Annotated in this window: 16 protein-coding genes; 7 read left to right on the forward strand and 9 right to left on the reverse strand. The window is 66.5% G+C overall.

The genetic code is table 11. From position 1 onward, the window contains the following. Positions 1-10: 10 nt before the first annotated feature. The 4 genes from QRN11_RS08595 to QRN11_RS08610 all read right to left on the reverse strand — a co-directional run bounded on the left by QRN11_RS08595 (position 11) and on the right by QRN11_RS08610 (position 3220). Positions 11-736 carry an SRPBCC family protein gene (locus QRN11_RS08595; RefSeq protein WP_285250640.1) on the reverse strand — a complete coding sequence of 242 codons (726 nt, stop codon included), beginning with the start codon at positions 734-736 and terminating at the stop codon, positions 11-13. 60 nt (positions 737-796) lie between these two features. Further along, positions 797-1849, reverse strand: a complete 1053-nt coding sequence (locus QRN11_RS08600; RefSeq protein ID WP_285250641.1) for a DUF6707 family protein — start codon at positions 1847-1849, stop codon at positions 797-799. 87 nt (positions 1850-1936) lie between these two features. Continuing rightward, complete coding sequence (locus QRN11_RS08605; RefSeq protein ID WP_050056434.1) at positions 1937-2476, reverse strand: NUDIX hydrolase family protein; 540 nt, start codon at positions 2474-2476, stop codon at positions 1937-1939. Between the two features lie 9 nt (positions 2477-2485). Beyond that, positions 2486-3220: a VOC family protein gene (locus QRN11_RS08610; RefSeq protein WP_285250642.1), complete on the reverse strand. Its 735-nt coding sequence runs from the start codon at positions 3218-3220 to the stop codon at positions 2486-2488. A gap of 104 nt (positions 3221-3324) precedes the next feature. Between QRN11_RS08610 and QRN11_RS08615 the strand changes: the two genes are divergently transcribed. Continuing rightward, positions 3325-3924, forward strand: a complete 600-nt coding sequence (locus QRN11_RS08615) for a YdeI/OmpD-associated family protein (RefSeq protein WP_285250643.1) — start codon at positions 3325-3327, stop codon at positions 3922-3924. 111 nt (positions 3925-4035) lie between these two features. Beyond that, a complete protein-coding gene (locus QRN11_RS08620; protein WP_285250644.1) occupies positions 4036-6018 on the forward strand; it encodes a glycoside hydrolase family 32 protein in 1983 nt (660 codons plus the stop codon). Between the two features lie 12 nt (positions 6019-6030). Here QRN11_RS08620 and QRN11_RS08625 read toward each other — a convergent pair whose 3' ends face one another. The 4 genes from QRN11_RS08625 to QRN11_RS08640 all read right to left on the reverse strand — a co-directional run bounded on the left by QRN11_RS08625 (position 6031) and on the right by QRN11_RS08640 (position 11199). Then, on the reverse strand, positions 6031-7188 hold the full coding sequence (locus tag QRN11_RS08625; RefSeq protein ID WP_181762558.1) for an ABC transporter ATP-binding protein: 1158 nt from the start codon (positions 7186-7188) through the stop codon (positions 6031-6033). Next, a complete protein-coding gene (locus QRN11_RS08630) occupies positions 7185-8777 on the reverse strand; it encodes an ABC transporter permease (protein WP_285250645.1) in 1593 nt (530 codons plus the stop codon). Before QRN11_RS08630 ends, QRN11_RS08625 begins: the two co-directional genes overlap by 4 nt. Positions 8778-8781: 4 nt before the next feature. Beyond that, positions 8782-9831, reverse strand: coding sequence for an iron ABC transporter substrate-binding protein (locus QRN11_RS08635; protein ID WP_285250646.1), 1050 nt, complete (start codon positions 9829-9831; stop codon positions 8782-8784). A 162-nt stretch (positions 9832-9993) separates the two neighbouring features. Further along, positions 9994-11199 carry a glycoside hydrolase family 76 protein gene (locus QRN11_RS08640; protein WP_285250647.1) on the reverse strand — a complete coding sequence of 402 codons (1206 nt, stop codon included), beginning with the start codon at positions 11197-11199 and terminating at the stop codon, positions 9994-9996. 135 nt (positions 11200-11334) lie between these two features. Here QRN11_RS08640 and QRN11_RS08645 point away from each other — a divergent pair, with 135 nt between their 5' ends. Together QRN11_RS08645 and QRN11_RS08650 are read left to right on the forward strand one after the other, a co-directional pair. Next, the gene (locus QRN11_RS08645) at positions 11335-12141 is read left to right on the forward strand and encodes an SDR family NAD(P)-dependent oxidoreductase (RefSeq protein WP_285250648.1); all 807 of its coding nucleotides are present in this window, start codon (positions 11335-11337) and stop codon (positions 12139-12141) included. Continuing rightward, positions 12138-13343, forward strand: a complete 1206-nt coding sequence (locus QRN11_RS08650) for an acyl-CoA dehydrogenase family protein (RefSeq protein WP_285250649.1) — start codon at positions 12138-12140, stop codon at positions 13341-13343. The genes QRN11_RS08645 and QRN11_RS08650 overlap by 4 nt, the downstream gene beginning before the upstream one ends. On the opposite strand, the gene QRN11_RS08655 is transcribed toward QRN11_RS08650, so the two are convergent. After that, complete coding sequence (locus tag QRN11_RS08655; RefSeq protein WP_285250650.1) at positions 13340-14179, reverse strand: DUF1684 domain-containing protein; 840 nt, start codon at positions 14177-14179, stop codon at positions 13340-13342. The genes QRN11_RS08650 and QRN11_RS08655 overlap by 4 nt on opposite strands. A gap of 117 nt (positions 14180-14296) precedes the next feature. On the opposite strand from QRN11_RS08655, the gene QRN11_RS08660 reads away from it, so the two are divergent. From QRN11_RS08660 to QRN11_RS08670, 3 genes are all read left to right on the forward strand, one after another. Beyond that, a complete protein-coding gene (locus QRN11_RS08660; protein ID WP_285250651.1) occupies positions 14297-14839 on the forward strand; it encodes a hypothetical protein in 543 nt (180 codons plus the stop codon). 113 nt (positions 14840-14952) lie between these two features. After that, complete coding sequence (ppc, locus tag QRN11_RS08665; protein ID WP_285250652.1) at positions 14953-17763, forward strand: phosphoenolpyruvate carboxylase; 2811 nt, start codon at positions 14953-14955, stop codon at positions 17761-17763. Positions 17764-17877: 114 nt separating this feature from the next. Beyond that, positions 17878-18183, forward strand: a complete 306-nt coding sequence (locus tag QRN11_RS08670; protein ID WP_091422388.1) for a hypothetical protein — start codon at positions 17878-17880, stop codon at positions 18181-18183.

Genomic DNA, 18183 nt, shown 5'->3' on the forward strand with positions numbered 1-18183 from the left:
GGCAGGCCCCTCAGCTCACCGGTTCCGCTGTGGGGTAGTTCTCAGCCCGCCAGGAGTCCCACGACGAACGGATCGCATCGACCCTGGCCGCGCCCAGGTCATAGGTGGAAATAACCACCAGGGACCCGCCGTCGGGCCGGACATCCGCAATCTTTGGCTGGTCAGCAACAATCAGCAGCCCGTCGCCGTGCTCCGCGTAGCTGTGGACGGTGAGCCCTACCTGATGGTTGCTCCGGTACCAGACCTTCCCGGAGATCTCCTCGCCGGTGGCCAAGGTCAGCGTGTACTCCTTGCCCGGGGCCGGAACGTCCGAAAGGCCAAGTTTTTCAATGGCGGAACCAGGGCCGCCGGGCACCTGGAGGAACAGGGTGTGGCGCTTGCCGTGCGGATGGCGCTCAAGGGCGAAGCGGAGTTGCTGCAGGAAGGTCAGCCAGCCCTGGGTGATGTCCTCATCCCAGGCAGCCCACTCCGAATTATGGTCCAGCGCTGCCCGGGTGATGCTGACGCGCGTCCCGTTCGGCTCAGGATGGAGCTCGAAGACGTCGCCGCCGTGGACTGTGAAGCTGGTGTGGTCCGGCGACTCCTCCTCGTCCCCTGAGAAGTAGATCTGCTTGATCTCGGCGTCAAGGTCCTCGGCCTGCCAGCCGTGCCATTGGGCAACCTTGGACGGTTCGCGCAGCATCGTCCAGACCTGCGGCGCGTCAGCATTGATCACAACGCTCAGATTGTTAGTCATAGCCCCGAATGTACAACCCCTGCCCGGCGCCGGGTAGGGGGTATTTGTCCACCCTGGAGTTCAGGAGCGGACGGCCTCAAGTTCGTTGCTGATGCGGCGCTCGAGCTCGCCGGGCAGGATGGTCTCGGAGCCTCCGTGTGCCCGCAGGAACAACAGGGATTCGAGCCGCAGCAGCCGCCATTCGCGCTCTGCCTCGTGGTTGGAGTTATCGATGGACCGGAAGATTTCCTTGTCGTACAGGTTGGGCTCGTTGAGCGAGCGCTGCCGCACCTTCGCGGCCATCCGGGCCTTGAAGGGGTCCGTTTCCTGGTTTTCCGGGGTGCGGAGCAGCTTTTCGTAGACCTCGGCCCGCGCTTCCTGGCCGTTCTGCCGGCAGATGTAGCTGGAGAGCGCCAGGGAGGCTTCCACGGAGGCCCACCGGCCGGGGTTCCCGTCATAGGGCAGCACGTTGAGCAGGTCCGCGACGGCCAGGGAACCGTCCGCGTCCTTGAGGGTGATGAAGAGTTCGTGGGCGAGGTCGCTAAGGTCTTTCAGGCAGCTGCCGGACTTGAAGTTAACCCCCTTCGCCAGCCGGTCGGCCAGCAGCAGCACACCTTCCGCGTCCGGGTGGGCTTCGGCCGTGGCTTCCACCACAGACTCCGGCGTCCCCTTCGGCGCCGGGATCAGGGCAAGTTCCTCCTCACCGGGGCCGGTGACCGCCGGCGGGACAGCAGGCAGGGGTGGCACGACGACGGCGGGAGCAGCAGGTGCCGCAGCCGCCCCTCCGCCGGGCTGCTCCAGCCCGGCCTCCTTAGCGGGTCCCGTTTCCCCGGCGGCGCCAACGGCCCCGGCAGTGCCCGCCACCACGGAGGGGGTGGCCTGCAGCGGAAGCTGCGTGACGCCGTCGAACGCTCCGTCCACCACAGTCACCGACGTGCCCACGGCGATGCGCAAGGTGCCTCCGCCGGACAGGCTGGCGAGGACCAGCGCGGGCGCGCCGAAATCGTCCTGCTCAAGCTCAACCTGGCGGATTTCCGCTGTCCGCTCACCGTCCGGCAGCAGGATGTGGCTGCCGGTGGTCAGAGATCCAGCCTGCTGTTCGCTGTAGTTCCGGGCGGCTGGTGTTTCGGTCATGGGAGTCCTTAGGTTCTCTTGCGGTCCGCCCTACAGTCTACAAAGGAGGGCGCCGGAAGTCGGGGACGCCGGGTGCTGCCGAGGGTGTCAGAACCCTACGCCCGCGAAGGCCAGCGCCTGCCGGATCAGGCCGCCGCGCCCGCCGCTGAACTCCATCTGTACGCCCGGGCTCAGGACTTCCTCGGGGGTCATCCAGGTCAGCTCCAGGGCGTCCTGGCGCGGTTCGCATTCGCCCGTTACAGGGATGACGTAGGCCAGGGACACGGCGTGTTGCCGCTCATCGGTGAAGCCGGTCTGGGACGGGGCAGGGAAGTACTCCGCCACCGTGAAGGGGACGGGGCTGATGGGCAGCTGCGGAAACGCCAGCGGGCCAAGGTCCTTTTCCATGTGCCGGAGAAGGGCTGCCCGGATGGTTTCGCGGTAGATGACGCGCCCGGACACCAGCGAACGGACCATGGTTCCGTCCTCGTCGGCCTGGAGCAGGGTTCCCACTTCGTTGACGAAACCCAGCGGATCGAGCCGGACCGGCACAGCCTCCACGTACACCATGGGCAGCCGCCCGCGCGCCTCAAAAAGGTCTTCTTCGGAGAGCCAGCCGGGATTCGGGTCAGGTGTGCGCACGTTCATGCTTAAGTTCTACCCCATGGGACGGCGCCCGGAGACCCACACCGCCCCCGGCACGTGGTCCGCGCCGGACCCGGCGTCCGGGTTGGCCACGTGGAGGGTGCTGCCAAAGGCCTCCTCCGTCACCGTTGCCTCAAACCCCGCGGAGGCGAGGCGGGCCCGCAATGGTTCCAGGCCGCCGTCGTACTCAAAACCCAGGCCGGACCGGGGCGTGCCCCCGGCCGGACGCACCAGAAGCACCCCTCCGTTTTTGGCCGTGAAGTCGGCGGTTTCGTCAGCGTCAGGCACCGGGCGGGGACGGGCGCCAATATGTTGCAGGGTCCGTGTTGCCGAGGCTGTGTCCTCCGTAAACCAGACCCCGACGACGGCCAGGGCCGGGTCAGCGTCGGCGCACTGGGCCGTGTGGACGGCTTTGTCGGCCAGGAAAGTGAATCCGTCCGGTGCTGTGATCCGGCAGGTTTCGCCGTGGCCCGCCGTGATGATTTCCGCGGGGGTGGTTCCAGCATCCCGGGCCGAGAGGTTGGTGCGGCGGGCGAACTCCGCAAGGTCACCCACCTCCACTGCGAATGCGGTGGTTCCGTCCTCGGCTGCTCCGTCCGGAACGGCGTGGAGGGCAAGGCGGCCCGAACCGGCGTCGAACACCTGCCAGCCGGGCTCATTTTCGGTGCGGACCATGCCCAACTCGGTGAGCAGCAGCTCCCAGACATCGGTCCTGGACGTGAAATGGAGCGGTCGGACACGCAGCATGGTCTTTCCTTTTGTTCGGTGAAGCGGGCGTAAGGCCATGGTGCCACGGCCGGTGTCTGCCGGGGAGGGGTTGTGCCGTCGCGGGTCACGGGCAGAATAGGGCCATGGCTGTTGAACTCGAGGAACTGCTGGTGCCGGACGCCGCCGCCTGGCGCGGCTGGCTGGAGGAAAACCACAAGACCAGCCGTGGTGTGTGGCTGGTCCTGCATAAAAAGGGCGGGCAGGTCACGGCGCTGGACTATGCGGCGGCGCTGGATGAGGCACTGTGCTTCGGCTGGATCGATGGCCAGAGCAAGAGCCGGGACAGCGAAACATCACTGCAGCGGATGACGCCGCGGGGGCCCAAAAGCCCGTGGTCTGCCCGGAATGTCGGCCATGTGGCCCGGCTGGACGCCGAGGGCCGGATGACAGACGCCGGCTGGGCAGCCGTGAATGCCGCCAAGGCGGACGGCCGCTGGGACAAGGCGTATGACGGGCAGGCCACGGCCGAGGTTCCAGCGGATCTGGCCGCCGCCATCGCCGCCGTTCCGGCCGCCCAGGCGATGTTCGATGTTCTCACCAAAACCAACCGCTTCGCCCTGATTTACCGGACCAACTCTGTCAAGCAGGCCGCCACCCGCGAACGGAAAATTGCCGGATTCGTGGAGATGCTGGCCCGCGGCGAGACGCCATACCCGCAGAAGAAGCGGCCGGCCGGGATGTAACAGTAATTGGGTCCTGGCGTGTGAACGCGTAGGGTTGATGGTTCACTTGCGCTGATGCCGCCTCCTCATCCGGGGGGCGGCATTTGTGTGTTCGGCGACGGAACGATACCCATGATCCGCAAACCCTTCAGAACTCCCCGCACTTTCCCGGGCCGGCCTTTGTGGTGGGCGGCCGCGGCGGCCGTTGCCGCTCTGGCGGTGGTCCTCTCCCTGGTCCTGTCCGGCAACGCCGGTTCCGGGGCAGGCGCCAAGGCCGGCCATGTCCTTGGCAGTGTCGCAGCTGCCCAGGCCGCTGCCCGGGAGCAGACGGGTGCCTACGCCTCGCTGTGGCTCAAGGGTAACGACCGGACGCTGGGGGAGCGCGGAAAGGACATACCGGCGGAGGGCGCGGAAGATGTGCGCAGCATTCAGTGCGGCAGCGGCTGGCTGGCCGGGGTACGGGTGGACGGCCAGGTTTTCCTGCGCAGCAGCACAGCCGACGCCGTGCGGCAGGATCCGGAAGCCGTGCAGCTTCCAGCGTGCATCCGTTCCGAGGCGCGGGACGCCCTGCTCGCGGACCTGGGTGAGGAGCGGACGTGGCCTGCGGCCGATGCGGCGCAACTGCAGGCTCCTGCCGCAAACCCGGGGTACCGCCCGGCCTACCACCTCACCCCCGAGCAGCGGTGGATGAACGATCCGCAGCGCCCGTTCTTCCTGGACGGCCAGTGGCATTACTACTACCTCTACAACGCCGACTACCCGGAAGGGAACGGCACCGAGTGGTTCCACGCCACCAGCGCGGACCTGGTGCACTGGAAGAACGAAGGCGTGGCCATCCCCAAGTTCCGTAACGGGCTGGGGGACATCGAAACCGGGTCAGCCATCGTCGACACCGAAGGTACCGCCGGCTTCGGCAAAGGCGCGGTGGTGGCGATCCTTACCCAGCAGCACGACGGCGTCCAGCGCCAGTCCATGTTCTACTCCACGGACAACGGGTACAGCTTCACCGGCTACGACGGGAATCCGGTAATGGAGAACCCCGGCGCGGAGCACTGGCGCGATCCGCGGATTGTGCGAGACGAAGCCAACAACCAGTGGCTGATGCTGCTCGCCGAGGGCCACAAAATCGGCTTCTACACTTCCCAGGACCTGAAGCAGTGGAAGTACGCATCCGGCTTTGAGCGCGAGGGCCTGGGCGTCCTCGAATGCCCGGACTTCTTCCAATTGGACATCGACGGTGATCCGGCACGGCGGACCTGGGTGCTGGCTGCCAGTGCCAACGGCGCCGCGGAAGGCCGGACCACCGGGCTGGCGTACTGGACGGGCAGCTGGGACGGCAAGGGATTCACGGCCGACGGTGGCCACCAGTGGCTCGACGCAGGATCTGACTTCTATGCCGCCGTCACCTGGGACGACCCGCGGCTGACCGACGGGCAGCGCAAGTCCTCCCGGCACGTGATCGGGTGGATGAACAACTGGGCCTACGCCCGCGAGCTGCCTACCAAGGACTGGTTCGGCGCGGCGTCAGTGGTGCGGGACATCCGTCTGGAGTCCGACGGCGGGCGGCCGGCTTTGGTGTCCACGCCCACCCCCGCCCTCAAATCCCTGGAGGGTGCCCCGACGCCGATTCCGGCGGGAATGCTCCGGGACGGGTCCGGCGAGGCGCTGTCCCTCCCGGCCAGCGGAGCGTTCAAGATGGATGTTGAACTGGCGAAGCCGGAATCGGGGAAAGGCGAAGCCCGTGTGCTCCTGCAAAGCGGCGGCAGGACCTATGCCACTGTTGGCTACGACTTTGCGACCGGCAAAGCTTTTGTTGCCAGGGACGGCGACGACGTTGCCGGCGTCCCGCGGCCTGATGCAGGCAGCGATAAGGCCGCGGGGCGCGACACGTACAGCCAGATCCAGGCGTCGGATGGCGGCCCGGGAAGTGGAGCCGTCCGCCTGACGGCCTACGTGGACAGGTCCTCGGTGGAAGTGTTTGTGGATGGCGGCAGGCAGAGCCTCACCTCGCTCGTCTTCCCGCCATCGGGCACCAAAGAGGTGCGCGTCACGGCGGCGGGCGGTCCCGTGAGCGTCAAAAGCGGCACAGTTACACCGCTCGCGGGAATCCGCTGAGGCGCAGCCCGGTCAGGGTTCGATGGGAAACGCCACGCCTTCGCCTACCACCCGGAGGCACAGCTCCATTCCGGGCCGGGCGATGGATGCGTTCCAGTGCCGGATGGTGATGATCTCGCCCCCGCCCGGGTACCGGTGGTCTGCACCGCCGGCAAGCTCGGGCGGAAGCGCCAGCTTCAGCCGCACCGTGGTTTCCGGGCCGAAGTAGTCCGTGTCCACCACAACGCCGCGGATGGGGCTGTCCTCGGCAATCCGGATCTGTTCGGGCCGGAGCATCAGCTGCACCCGGCCCTGGGCAGGCGGCCGGCGGACAGGGATCCCGCCCAGGGAACACGTGGCCAGGGAACCTTCCATCCAGGCGTCGAGGATGACGGCGTCTCCCAGAAACTCTGCGGTGGCACGGTCGGCCGGGCGGGTGTACACCACAAAGGGGTTGCCTGTCTGGGCAAGTTTCCCGCCGCGCATCACCGCCACCTGATCGGCGAAGGACAGGGCCTCGGCCTGGTCGTGGGTTACCAGGATGGTGGTGACGCCCGTTTCGGCCAGGACCTGGGCCACAGCTCTACGGGTGGCTACCCGGAGGCCGGCATCAAGGGCGGAAAACGGCTCATCGAGGAGCATCAGTTCGGGTTCGCGTGCCAGCGCGCGGGCAAGGGCCACCCGCTGCTGCTGCCCGCCGGAAAGCTGGTGCGGGCGGCGCTTCGCCATGTCCGGATCCAGGGACACCATCTCCAGCAGTTCACCCACCCTGCCGGCGACGCCGCGGCGGCCTCCGGAGAGCTTCGCCGGATCCAGTCCAAACGCGACGTTCTGGGCCACTGTCAGGTGCGGGAAGAGTGCCCCGTCCTGCGCCACATAGCCGATCTTCCGCTTATGTGCCGGCACCCAGACACCATCACCAGCCACTGTGCTGCCGTTCAGCGCGATGCTGCCGGCCAGCGGGTGCTCGAAGCCCGCTATCAGCCGCAGGAGCGTGGTTTTGCCCGAACCGGAGGGACCAACGATTGCCGTGGTTCCGCCCTTGGCCACCAAAAGGTTCACCCCCCGCAGGACGTCCTGCGAGCCGAAGTTCTTGGTGACACCGGCGATCTCAAGGTGTGTGTTGGTGCTGGCTGCCACAGACGGGGCGATCCTGGGCTCCGGCAGCCGTGAGGTGGATTGTGCTGTCACTGTCCGGCTACTTTCTTGGACTGTTGGAAAAGGAGGTACGTCATGGGTGCCGAGAGCAGGATCATCAGCAGCGCATAGGGCGCCGCTCCCGCGTAGTCGATCTCGCTGCTCTTGCTCCAGAACTCGGTGGCCAGGGTGCGCGTCCCGTTGGGGGACAGCAGCAGCGTGGCAGTGAGCTCGTTGGTGATGGCAAGGAAAACCAGGGCGGCGCCGCCGGCAGCGGCAGGTGCGGTCAACCGCAGGGTGACCCGAAGGAACGCGGCCAGCGGCGGCTTGCCAAGGGACTGCGCAGCCTCGTCCAGCTCCTTGGGTGCCTGGGCGAGCCCTGCCCGCAGGCTCACCAGGGCGCGCGGGAGGAACAACAGCACGTAGGCCGCCACCAGTACGCCGGCGGTCTGGTAGACGCCCGGAACCACGCGGATGCTGACGGTGACAAAGGCCAGGCCCACCACGATGCCAGGCATTGAGCTGGTGACGTAGTTGGAGAGCTCCAGGGACTTGCTGAACCAGCTCGGGTGGCGGACTGCGAGGTAAGCCATCGGAAACCCCACAACCGTGGTGGCGGCCGCGCCGGCAAGCCCGTAGGCCAGGGTTGTGGTGAGGGCGGGCAGGAACTCCGCAGCCGCCCATACGGGCGCGCCTCCCAGGGCAGTCCAGCGCAGGACGAAGAACAGGGGAAGCCCCACGGCGAGCAGGGTCAGCGCCAGCAGGAAGGCCTGGGCGGGAAGCTGGTATCCGCGCAGCGGCAGCCGCAGCGCCTTGGCCTGCGCCCCGGGCCCCACCCTGGCGTATCTGGCCGAGCCGCGGCTGCGGACTTCGGCCAGCAGCAGGAGCAGGCAAAAGAACACCAGGACGCTGGCCAGCATGTTGCCCGCGGCGCCGTTGAACGTGGACTGGTACTGCACCATGATCGCGGTGGTAAAGGTATCGAAGCGGATCATGGCGAATGCCCCGTACTCAGCCAGCAGGTGCAGCCCCACCAGCAGGGCGCCGCCGGTCATGGCGATGCGGAGCTGGGGGAGCACCACCCGGAAGAACGTGGCCCAGTTGCCCAGGCCCAGCGCCGCCGCCGACTGCTCGATGGCGGGGTCCAGCCGGCTCAGGGACGCGGCAGCGGGAATGTACACCAGGGGGAAGTAGGACAGCGTCGCAATGAGTACGCCGGAGCCCAGGCCGCCCAGGGACGGCACCGCCGAGACCCAGCCGTAGCTGTTGACGAAGGCCGGGATGGCCAGCGGCGCGGCCAGGAGCACTGCCCAGACCCGGTGCCCGCGCAGCGTTGTGCGTTCCACTAGCCAGGCGCCGGCCACCCCCAGGAGCAGGCACAGCGGCACCGTAATGACGGTGAGCAGCAGCGTGTTGAGCAGCAGTTCGAGCACCCTGGGCCGGAAAATCAGGCCGACGGCGGTGTCCCACCCGGTTGCCGCGGTCATGTACGCCACGTACCCCAGGGGCACGAGGGAGAAGAAGGCGATCAGTACGGCCAGGACGGACACCGCTGAAACGCCGAAAGGCGGGCGGGGCTGCTTGCCCCGGCCCGCCGTCGTCGTGCCCTTCCCTGATGGGGGAGCCGATAGATCGGTGCTCACGGTATTAGAGGAGTCCGGCCTTGGTCATCAGATCGGTGACCTTCGTGGAGTTCAGCTTGGCTGCATCAACCGTGGGGGCCTGCAGGTCCTTGATGGGAACCAGTTTGTCGTTGGCGGCAACCTCCGACGCAATGGCGTACTCGAAGGAGGTGCCGTTCTTCAGGACTTCCTGGCCCTTCTTGCCGGTGATGAACTTCAGGAACTGCTGGGCAGCTTCGGCGTTCTTGGAAGACTTCAGCACGCCGCCGCCGGAAACGGACAGGAAGGCGCCCGGGTCCTGGTTCTTGAAGTAGTACGGAGCGACGTTCTGCGAGTTCTCGCCGGTCTTGGCCTGGTCACCGTAGTAGTAGTAGTGGTAGATGAGGGCTGCATCCACTTCACCGGCGTTGACTGCCTTCATGGCCGTGCTGTTGCCCTTGTAGGCCTTGAAGTTTTCCTTCATGCCCTTGAGCCATTCCTCAGTGGCGGCCTCGCCCTTGAGTTCGAGCAGTGCCGAAACGATGGCCTGGAAGTCGGCGCCGGTGGGCGAAGCAGCCCACTTGCCCTTCCACTCCGGGTTGGCCAGGTCAAGCATGGACTTGGGGAGCTTGTCCTCGGTGAGCTTGTTCTTGTCGTACACCAGGACGGTGGAGCGGGCGGCGATGCCGGTCCACTTGCCGGTGGAGGGAACGAACTCTGCGGGGACCTGCTTGAGGGTTTCTTTGTCAACGTCGGCAAAGAGGCCCGCGTTTTCGACCTGCGTCATGGCGGGGGAGTTCTCAGTGAGGAACACATCCGCCGGCGACGCGGCGCCTTCCTGGATGATCTGGTTGGACAGCTCAGTGTCCGAACCCTGGCGCATGGTGACCTTGATGCCGGTCTCGGCCGTGAAGGCGTCGATCCATTCCTTGGTCAGGCTCTCATGCTGGGCGTTGTATACGGTGATGCCGCCCGACTCTGCTGCTTCGGATGTTCCATTGGCTGCGGGGGTGCCACTGCCGCCACAGGCGGACAGGCCGAGGGCGGCGCTGGCGGCGAGTGCGATGCCGGCCAGGGCGCGGTTGCGGATCTTCATTAAGGAGCTGCTTTCTGGGGAAAAGTCTCGGGGAACGAAGCCCCCATGGGCTTTCGGAGAAGATGCCCACGCAAGGAACTGTAGGGTAGGCAAACCTAAGAATATAGCCGGAAGGGGCTATTTGTGACGAGGCTCTCAAAAATTACGTGCCTATGGCGTGACTTAATTCCTGATTCTTGACTCCAGGGACGCGGCCGCTTCCAGCGTCATCCATGCCTGGAGCTGGGTGGACAGTTCCACGGCGATTCCGGGCGGGTACAACCGGTCCGCCGGCTGGTCCGCCTGCATCGAAAAAATGCTTGCAGCATGTCCGGGGCTGCCGGCCTCGGAGCTCTCCACAGGGCGCCGTCCGGTCCAAAAAGCAGCTGCCGTATTCCTGACCAGCCCGGCCGCTGCTTCCCGCGTACCCGCCGGGAGCCGGCTGTCTGCGGCAGCCAGGGCCAGGTACCGGCACAGGATCCCGGTGAAGAGCCCGCCGTCGCCCGTTCCTTCACAGCGAAGGACCGGCCCGGCCCCGCCTGATTCACCTGCCGGAACAGTCAGGCGGCGCTCCACCGCCGCCACCAGTGCAGCCGCCCTGGCAAGGTTCGCCTCACCGCCCAGCTCAAGGAGTGCGCCCAGGACCGGGCCCTGGTTGTAGGTGTAGACGGCCCGCTCGATCAGCACATTCCCGTCCGGGCCCAGCCGGGCGCCGTCAAGGTACAGGCCCTGCTCCTCGTCCAAGAGGGTCGCATTTAGCCAGTCCAGCAGCCGTTGCGCCTTCGCCGGCTGCCCCGTGCGGGCATAGAAGAGGGCCACGGGTGCGGTGGCCGGCGTGTTCTTGAAATCGCGTTTCTTGCTCCAAAAGGAACCGCCGCCCAGGTCATCAGTGCACGCCGCATCGAACTGAAGCGTGAGGGTCCTGCGGACGGCCTCGTTGCGCCGCCGCCCCGGCCGGCGCGTCTCCTCCGCGAGTGTGTCCAGCCGGAGGGTGGCCAGGGCAAGCCATGCCATGTCGTCGTAGTAGTTGTTGACGAACGTCAGGGCGTTGCGCAGCCGGATCCCGGTCACCATCCGGGAGGCGAGCCTTCCGGCGCTGGGATGCTCCGGGCCGTTGAACTTTGCGGCGGGGGTGGCGCCGTTGCCCAATTCCCGGCGGCCCGCATCCACCAGGCAGTCAACGTAGTGGGCCTGCCACCAGTAGTGCCAAGGCTGGAGCAGTTTGCCCTTCACGTCGTCGCGCCAGCCGGGAACGGGCCACTGGACGGCGCCAAGATGTGTGCCCGGCAAGAAGAACAGCCTTCTGCCAAAGAGTGCGGTGACTGACCGTGCGGCCTCGTTGGCCCTTTCGTGCCAGTCAACGGGAGTGGAAGCATCCGCGGAAGTCATGGCATCCACCCTAGCCGCGCCCACGGCAGGGCCGGGCAACGCCGGATGGTGCGTGGGCGGGGTAATTTCAGTTAACATTCACTAACTAACGCTACGTGGACTTCGGCCGGAGCGCGCGCACATCAAGGAGGATGTATGGACGTCACAGGCAGCGTTGCGCTGATCACGGGAGGTGCCTCGGGTCTGGGCGCAGCTACTGCCCGCAGGCTGTTCGGCGCCGGAGCCTCGGTGGTTCTTGTTGACCTTGCCTCCTCTGCCGGTGAAGCGTTTGCTTCCGGGCTGAAGGACGGGAAAGCCGGCAGCGGCGGGACGGATCAGTCCGCCGTCTTTGTACCTGCAGACGTCACCAACGAAACGCAGGTGCAGGCCGCCGTCGACGCCGCCCAGGAGCTGGGCCCGCTCCGCATCGTGGTGAACTGCGCCGGCATTGCCACGCCGGGCAAGGTGTTGGGCCGGGATGGCGTGCTTCCGCTGGAGGCGTTCAACCGGGTCATCCAGGTCAATCTCGTGGGGACGTTCAACGTGCTGCGGCTGGCAGCGGCAGCCATGGTGTCCACCGAGCCCGTCACCTCGGAACTGGGCGGACCCGAACGCGGCGTCATTATCAATACCGCCTCAGTAGCAGCTTTTGAAGGGCAGATCGGGCAGCCCGCCTACGCGGCCTCCAAAGGTGCCGTGGCGGCGATGACCTTGCCTATTGCACGGGAGCTGGCGCGCTCGCTGGTGCGGGTGGTCACCATCGCGCCGGGGATTTTCGAAACACCCATGATGGCGGGCCTGCCGCAGGAAGCCCAGGATTCGTTGGGCGCCCAGGTGCCGCACCCCTCGCGGCTGGGCAAGCCTGCCGAGTACGCGAACCTCGTGGCGCATATCGTGGACAACGCCATGCTGAACGGCGAAACCATCCGGCTGGACGGCGCCATCCGGATGGGACCGAAATGACCCTCCCTAAAACTGACGCGTTGCCGTCGGCGGATTTTTTCGCCGTCGAATCCCTGCTGAACCAGGCGGAGCGGGACAAGCTGGCTGAATTGCGGGAGTTCCTGGCCGCGGAAATCGCTCCCTATGCCGGCGACTGGTGGAACAAAGCGGAATTTCCCGCGCACATCCTGCCCAAACTCGCGGCCCTGCAGCTGAGCACCCCTGCGCAGCGGGGATACAGCCACCTGTTCGCCGGCCTGGTGATCGCCGAGATGACGCGGGTGGACACGTCCATTGCCACGTTCTTCCTGGTCCATCACGATCTCTTCGTTGAGTCGCTGTACGCCTTCGGCAGCCCCGGCCAGAAGCGGCGGCTGCTGGACGACGCCGCAAACCTGCGGATCACCGGCGCGTTCGCCCTCACCGAACCGAACCATGGTTCTGACGTGGCAGGCGGCATGGAGACGCGCGCCCGGCGGATTTCTTCCGCAACAGGCAGAACGGACGACGGCGGAGACACCTGGGTGCTGAACGGTGCCAAGCGGTGGATCGGCAACGGGACCTTCTGCGACTACATGCTGGTGTGGGCGCGCGACGAGGCGGACGGTTCGGTGCGGGGCTTCATTGTTGATGCCACCCTGCCAGGAGTTACCCGGACGCGGATCGAAAACAAGATCGCGCTGCGGACCGTGCAGAATGCCGACATCACCTTCGACGACGTCCGGGTAGCGGAGGCGGACCGCTTCGCCGCCATCAGCAGTTTCGATGACACCAACGAACTGCTGCGCGGCTCGCGCATCATGGTGGCCTGGCAGACGGTAGGCCAGCAGCTGGCGGCCTTCGACGTCGCCCGGCAGTACGCCGTGGAGCGCCAACAATTCGGCCGCCCGCTGGCACAGTTCCAGCTGGTCCAGCAGCAATTGGTGACCATGCTTGGCAATGCGGTGGCCAGCATGGGCATGATGGCCGGGCTTGCCAGGCTGCAGGATGCCGGCGCCGCGGACATGCCGCAGGTGGCGCTCGCCAAGTCCTACCTGAGCGCGCGGATGCGTGAGACCGTGGCCCTGGGCAGGTCAATCCTGGGCGGAAACGGCATTGTCACCGATTACCGGATGGCGAAGATCTTCTCGGACGCGGAGGCCATCTACACGTACGAGGGATCGTTCGAGATCAACACCTTGATCGTGGGGCGGGCCGTTACCGGACTTTCTGCCATCGTCTAGTCCTCACCGGGGTACGGCTGCATCTCGCCAGCCTCCACGCGGACGTCCAGCGAGTTGTTCTTCACCGGCATGGGGCAGGTCCCATAGGGCGTGAAGGCGCTGGGGTAGTTGATGGCCCGGTTGAAATCGAGGACCACGGATGCGTTTCCGGCTGCATCGTGCCGCGGCCGGGGCATGGTGAGCTTGCGCCAGTCGTCGGTGGTTTCGCCGTTGGTTTCGTCGTGGAACGTGACAGTCAGGGCCCCGAGCTTTTCCTCCTCAGCCTGCAGCCGCATTTCGTGCGGACTGCCCGGCACACGGAACACCACCTCGCCCACGGTGCGGTGGATGCCGTCCACCAGCGGGTTGGCAGTGGCGATCGGAACGTCCACGGGCTCCGGATAGGGCTCGAACCGGCCAGTAATTTCCCAGTCCGGGTTGTACGGGTAGGTGGGAACGCCCTGGAATTCGGTGAAAACGGGGGATTCTGAGTCCCTGGTGCGGATGGCGTAGCGGCCGCCCCGCATGGCCAGCTCAACCACCACCCGTGCGCCGTCCTTGCCGCCGAACTGGACCCACATCAGTGATTCTTCGTCGGCGAGTGACGCCGCTATGGTCCCAGCCATCGATTGCCCTGTCTCCACCAGCGTCAAACCGTCCGCGGGCACTGCGGTGAGTGACGCCGTCGTACCGTCCGTGGACCAGAGGCCGGGCACCAGTTCGACGGCGGCCGGAGAATCTTCAAGCCACTGGAAGGAGGTGAGGGTCAGCCAGCCGTGGCGGGCGGCCAGGGCCTTGTCTCGGTTGTCGCGGAAGCGCTGCCAGCGCTCCACCTTGGCGGCTGGAATGGTGTTCATGGTTCCCTTCGGAGGTTCGTTATGCCCCCGCTTCAACGGCGCTGTACCGGCTTTCATTCCGTAGAACGCGGCTCCTGGATGCCAACCCCGAGGCTGTCCGCACTGTTGAATAGTGGCGTGGACATCCTGGGAGCAATAAGCACTGACTGGCTCAAAGCCCTGACCTGGATCGCTGCCCTGGTGTGCGGGGCGGCGATGCTTGCCTGGCGGCGGCGCCGGCCGGACCAGGCGCTGCTGGCAGCCTTGCTGGTGTTTATCGCCGCGAGCGTGGGTGCCGGAATTTACGTCCTGAACCACGTGGGTGACCAGCGGTGGGGCAGCACCGGGCAGGAAGTCCGCCCGCCCAACCTGACGGAGGCCCCGGTGGTGGGGGACTTCCTGAAGCCGCTGCAAGGGGCCCTCGGGGACATGGCGGACGGCGTCAACGGCTTTATGGACTTCCAGTCCGCGCTTCCGGTGGCTCTCGGCTTTTTCGCGGCGGCCGGCTGGGCCTTTGCAGCGTGCGTGCCGGTGGGCCTGCTGGTCCTGGCAGCCAGCATGCGGGCGGCCAGGCGGCGTAATGCCGAACTTGCCGCCTATGGCAGCGAATTGGCGGATCTTCAGGCGGAACTTGAGCGCGTGAAGCGGCACGTAGGTTACCCCGCCGACGACATTATCTGAGACGGATTCCCCGGTGACGCCGCGCTGCGGGTAGCATCTTTAGCTAGTAACGTGGCTCACAGTATCCAGCGCAGTGTACGAGCCCGGTCCGAAACCCTCGAAAGATAGCTTCCATGGCTCACACTGCAGCACATCCCGAATCAGACCTTGCCTCCGAACTGAGGGCAGACGTCCGCCGTGTCTCCACCCTGCTGGGCGAATCCCTGGTCCGCCAGCACGGGCCTGAGCTCCTGGACCTGGTGGAGCAGGTCCGCCTCCTCACCAAGGAATCCAAGGAAGCCGCCCGCGGCGGCGCCGATGCCACCGGCCCCTGGAGCGCGCACGACGTCGTGGCCCAGGTCCGCGAGCTCCTCGGCTCCCTGCCCATCGAGCAGGCCACGGACCTGGTGCGTGCCTTCGCCTTCTACTTCCACCTCGCCAACGCCGCCGAGCAGGTCCACCGGGTGCGGGGCCTGCGGACCCGCGCGGAGAAGGACGGCTGGCTGGCCAAGACCGTCAACGAGATCGCTGCCCAGGCCGGGCCCAGCGTCCTTCAGGAAGTAGTGAACGGGCTTGATGTGCGGCCCATTTTCACCGCCCACCCCACCGAAGCCTCCCGCCGTTCGGTGCTGGACAAGATCCGCAAGCTTTCCGACGTCCTGGCCCAGCCCACGGCCGAAGGCACCACGGCCCGCCGCCGCCAGGACCGCCAGCTGGCTGAAATCATCGACCAGATGTGGCAGACCGACGAACTCCGTCAGGTCCGGCCCACCCCGGTGGATGAGGCCCGGAACGCCATCTACTACCTGGGCGGCATCCTCACCGACGCCATGCCCGAGATGCTGGCCGAATTCTCCGAACTGCTGGGCGAGCACGGCGTCAGCCTGGCGTCCAAGGAAGCCCCCATCCGGTTTGGGTCCTGGATCGGCGGCGACCGCGACGGCAATCCCAACGTCACCGCCGCAGTGACCCGGGAAATCCTGCAGATCCAGAACCAGCACGCGGTCCGGATCAGCATCGCCATGATCGACGAACTGATCTCCATCCTCTCCAACTCCACTGCGCTCGCCGGCGCGGACCAGCAACTGCTCGAGTCCATCGACGCGGACCTGAAAAAACTGCCGGGCCTGGACCGCCGTGTCCTTGAGCTGAACGCGCAGGAGCCCTACCGGCTGAAGCTCACCTGCATCAAGGCCAAACTCATCAACACCGGCAAGCGCGTGGCCGCAGACTCCAACCACGAGCACGGCCGGGACTACAACGGCACCGACGAACTCCTGGCGGACCTCGAACTGCTGGAACTCTCGCTCCGCAACCACTCGGCGTCGCTCGCCGCGGACGGTGCCCTGGCCCGCGTCCGCCGCGCCATCGCCTCCTTCGGCCTGCACCTGGCCACCCTGGACATCCGCGAACACGCCGACCACCACCACGACGCCGTGGGTCAGTTGATGGACCGGATCGGCGGCCCCGGCCTCCGTTACGCCGAACTGAGCCGTGAGGAACGCTTCGAGGTGCTCGGTTCCGAGCTTGCCTCCCGCCGTCCGCTGTCCGGCCACCCGATCAAGCTCGACGGCGCCGCTGACGGCACGTACGACGTCTTCCGCGAGATCCGCCGTGCCCTGCGCACGTACGGTCCGGATGTCATCGAGACGTACATCATCTCCATGACCCGCGGCGCGGACGACGTCCTCGCCGCCGCCGTCCTGGCGCGCGAAGCCGGCCTGGTGAACCTCTTCGGCGAAAAGCCCTACGCGAAGATCGGGTTCGCGCCGCTGCTGGAAACAGTGGAGGAGCTCCGCGCCTCGGCCGAGATCGTGGACCGGCTGCTGTCCGATCCGTCCTACCGGGAACTGGTGCGGCTGCGCGGGGACGTCCAGGAGATCATGCTGGGCTACTCGGACTCCAACAAGGAATCCGGCGTGATGACCAGCCAGTGGGAGATCCACAAGACCCAGCGGAAGCTGCGGGACGTGGCTGCCAAGCACGGCGTCCGCGTGCGCCTGTTCCACGGCCGCGGCGGATCCGTGGGCCGCGGCGGCGGACCCACCTACGACGCCATCCTGGCCCAGCCCAACGGCGTCCTGGAAGGCGAGATCAAGTTCACCGAGCAGGGCGAAGTCATCTCGGACAAGTACTCGCTGCCCGAACTGGCCCGCGAAAACCTTGAACTCAGCCTCGCCGCCGTGCTCCAGGGCTCGGCCCTGCACCGCGATCCCCGGACCTCCGCGGACCAGCGCGAACGGTACGGGCACGTCATGGAAACCATCTCCGATGCCGCCTTTGATCGGTACCGGAAGCTGATCGATGATCCGGACCTGCCCGCGTACTTTATGTCCTCCACCCCCGTGGAGCAGCTGGGATCGCTGAACATCGGCTCCCGCCCCTCAAAGCGCCCGGATTCCGGTGCGGGCCTCGGCGGCCTTCGTGCCATCCCGTGGGTTTTCGGCTGGACCCAGTCCCGTCAGATCGTGCCGGGATGGTTCGGCGTCGGCTCAGGGCTCAAGGCTGCCCGCGAGGCCGGCAACACCGCCCAACTGGTGGACATGTGGGAGAACTGGCACTTCTTCCGGTCGGTGCTCTCAAACGTGGAGATGACGCTGGCCAAGACGGACATGGACATTGCCGGATACTACGTGTCCACCCTGGTCCCGGAAGACCTGCACCACATCTTCCGGGCCATCCGGGAGGAGTACGAGCTGACCGTCGCCGAGGTCCAGAACCTCACCGGCGAGCGGCTGCTCCTGGACGCCCAGCCCACGCTCAAGCGCTCCCTCGAGATCCGCGACCAGTACCTGGATCCGATCAGCTACCTGCAGGTGGAACTCCTGCGCCGCGTGCGGGCCGAAAGCGGCACCATCAGCGAAGGCGAGATCGATGAACGCCTCCAGCGGGCCATGCTGATCACGGTCAACGGCGTCGCAGCAGGCCTCCGCAACACCGGGTAACCACCAACGCTCTCTCACTTGATGCGGCTTTTTCCTTATCCCTCTCTCACTCAGGAGAGAGGGATAAGGATTTCCCGACATTAAGTGAGAGAGGGTCTGGGTAGGGTTGAAGGCATGCCTTCGTTCCAGACCCGCCTGAAGATCACCGGGCTGCGCCCCGGCAACCCGCCCGAAGCCGTGATGGACGCGGCGGTGGAGGCGCTGGGAACACGGCACCACGTGGAGTCCAACCAGCTGCAGATTGCCGGCGGCGTGCCGCAGCTGAACCTGCGCTTCCTCGTGGAGGCGACCGAATACAGCGGCGAGAACCGCCAGGCGGTCGAGTCGGCAGCCATGATGCGCGACGCCGTCGAACGCGTTGCGCTGACAGGTTCCCTCACGGTCCTGCGGCGCAGCCGCGGCCGCTGGATGCCGCTTTAG

Origin of the sequence: Pseudarthrobacter sp. fls2-241-R2A-168, assembly GCF_030209335.1 — a bacterium.
Classification (GTDB): domain Bacteria; phylum Actinomycetota; class Actinomycetes; order Actinomycetales; family Micrococcaceae; genus Arthrobacter.

Coding starts and splice junctions, on each gene's coding strand:
- QRN11_RS08670 (WP_091422388.1), top strand. CDS start 17,878: ATGCCTTCGTTCCAGACCCGCCTGAAGATCACCGGGCTGCGCCCCGGC.
- QRN11_RS08640 (WP_285250647.1), bottom strand. CDS start 11,199: ATGACTTCCGCGGATGCTTCCACTCCCGTTGACTGGCACGAAAGGGCC.
- QRN11_RS08655 (WP_285250650.1), bottom strand. CDS start 14,179: ATGAACACCATTCCAGCCGCCAAGGTGGAGCGCTGGCAGCGCTTCCGC.
- QRN11_RS08650 (WP_285250649.1), top strand. CDS start 12,138: ATGACCCTCCCTAAAACTGACGCGTTGCCGTCGGCGGATTTTTTCGCC.
- QRN11_RS08605 (WP_050056434.1), bottom strand. CDS start 2,476: ATGAACGTGCGCACACCTGACCCGAATCCCGGCTGGCTCTCCGAAGAA.
- ppc (WP_285250652.1), top strand. CDS start 14,953: ATGGCTCACACTGCAGCACATCCCGAATCAGACCTTGCCTCCGAACTG.
- QRN11_RS08615 (WP_285250643.1), top strand. CDS start 3,325: ATGGCTGTTGAACTCGAGGAACTGCTGGTGCCGGACGCCGCCGCCTGG.
- QRN11_RS08610 (WP_285250642.1), bottom strand. CDS start 3,220: ATGCTGCGTGTCCGACCGCTCCATTTCACGTCCAGGACCGATGTCTGG.
- QRN11_RS08620 (WP_285250644.1), top strand. CDS start 4,036: ATGATCCGCAAACCCTTCAGAACTCCCCGCACTTTCCCGGGCCGGCCT.
- QRN11_RS08595 (WP_285250640.1), bottom strand. CDS start 736: ATGACTAACAATCTGAGCGTTGTGATCAATGCTGACGCGCCGCAGGTC.
- QRN11_RS08645 (WP_285250648.1), top strand. CDS start 11,335: ATGGACGTCACAGGCAGCGTTGCGCTGATCACGGGAGGTGCCTCGGGT.
- QRN11_RS08635 (WP_285250646.1), bottom strand. CDS start 9,831: ATGAAGATCCGCAACCGCGCCCTGGCCGGCATCGCACTCGCCGCCAGC.
- QRN11_RS08600 (WP_285250641.1), bottom strand. CDS start 1,849: ATGACCGAAACACCAGCCGCCCGGAACTACAGCGAACAGCAGGCTGGA.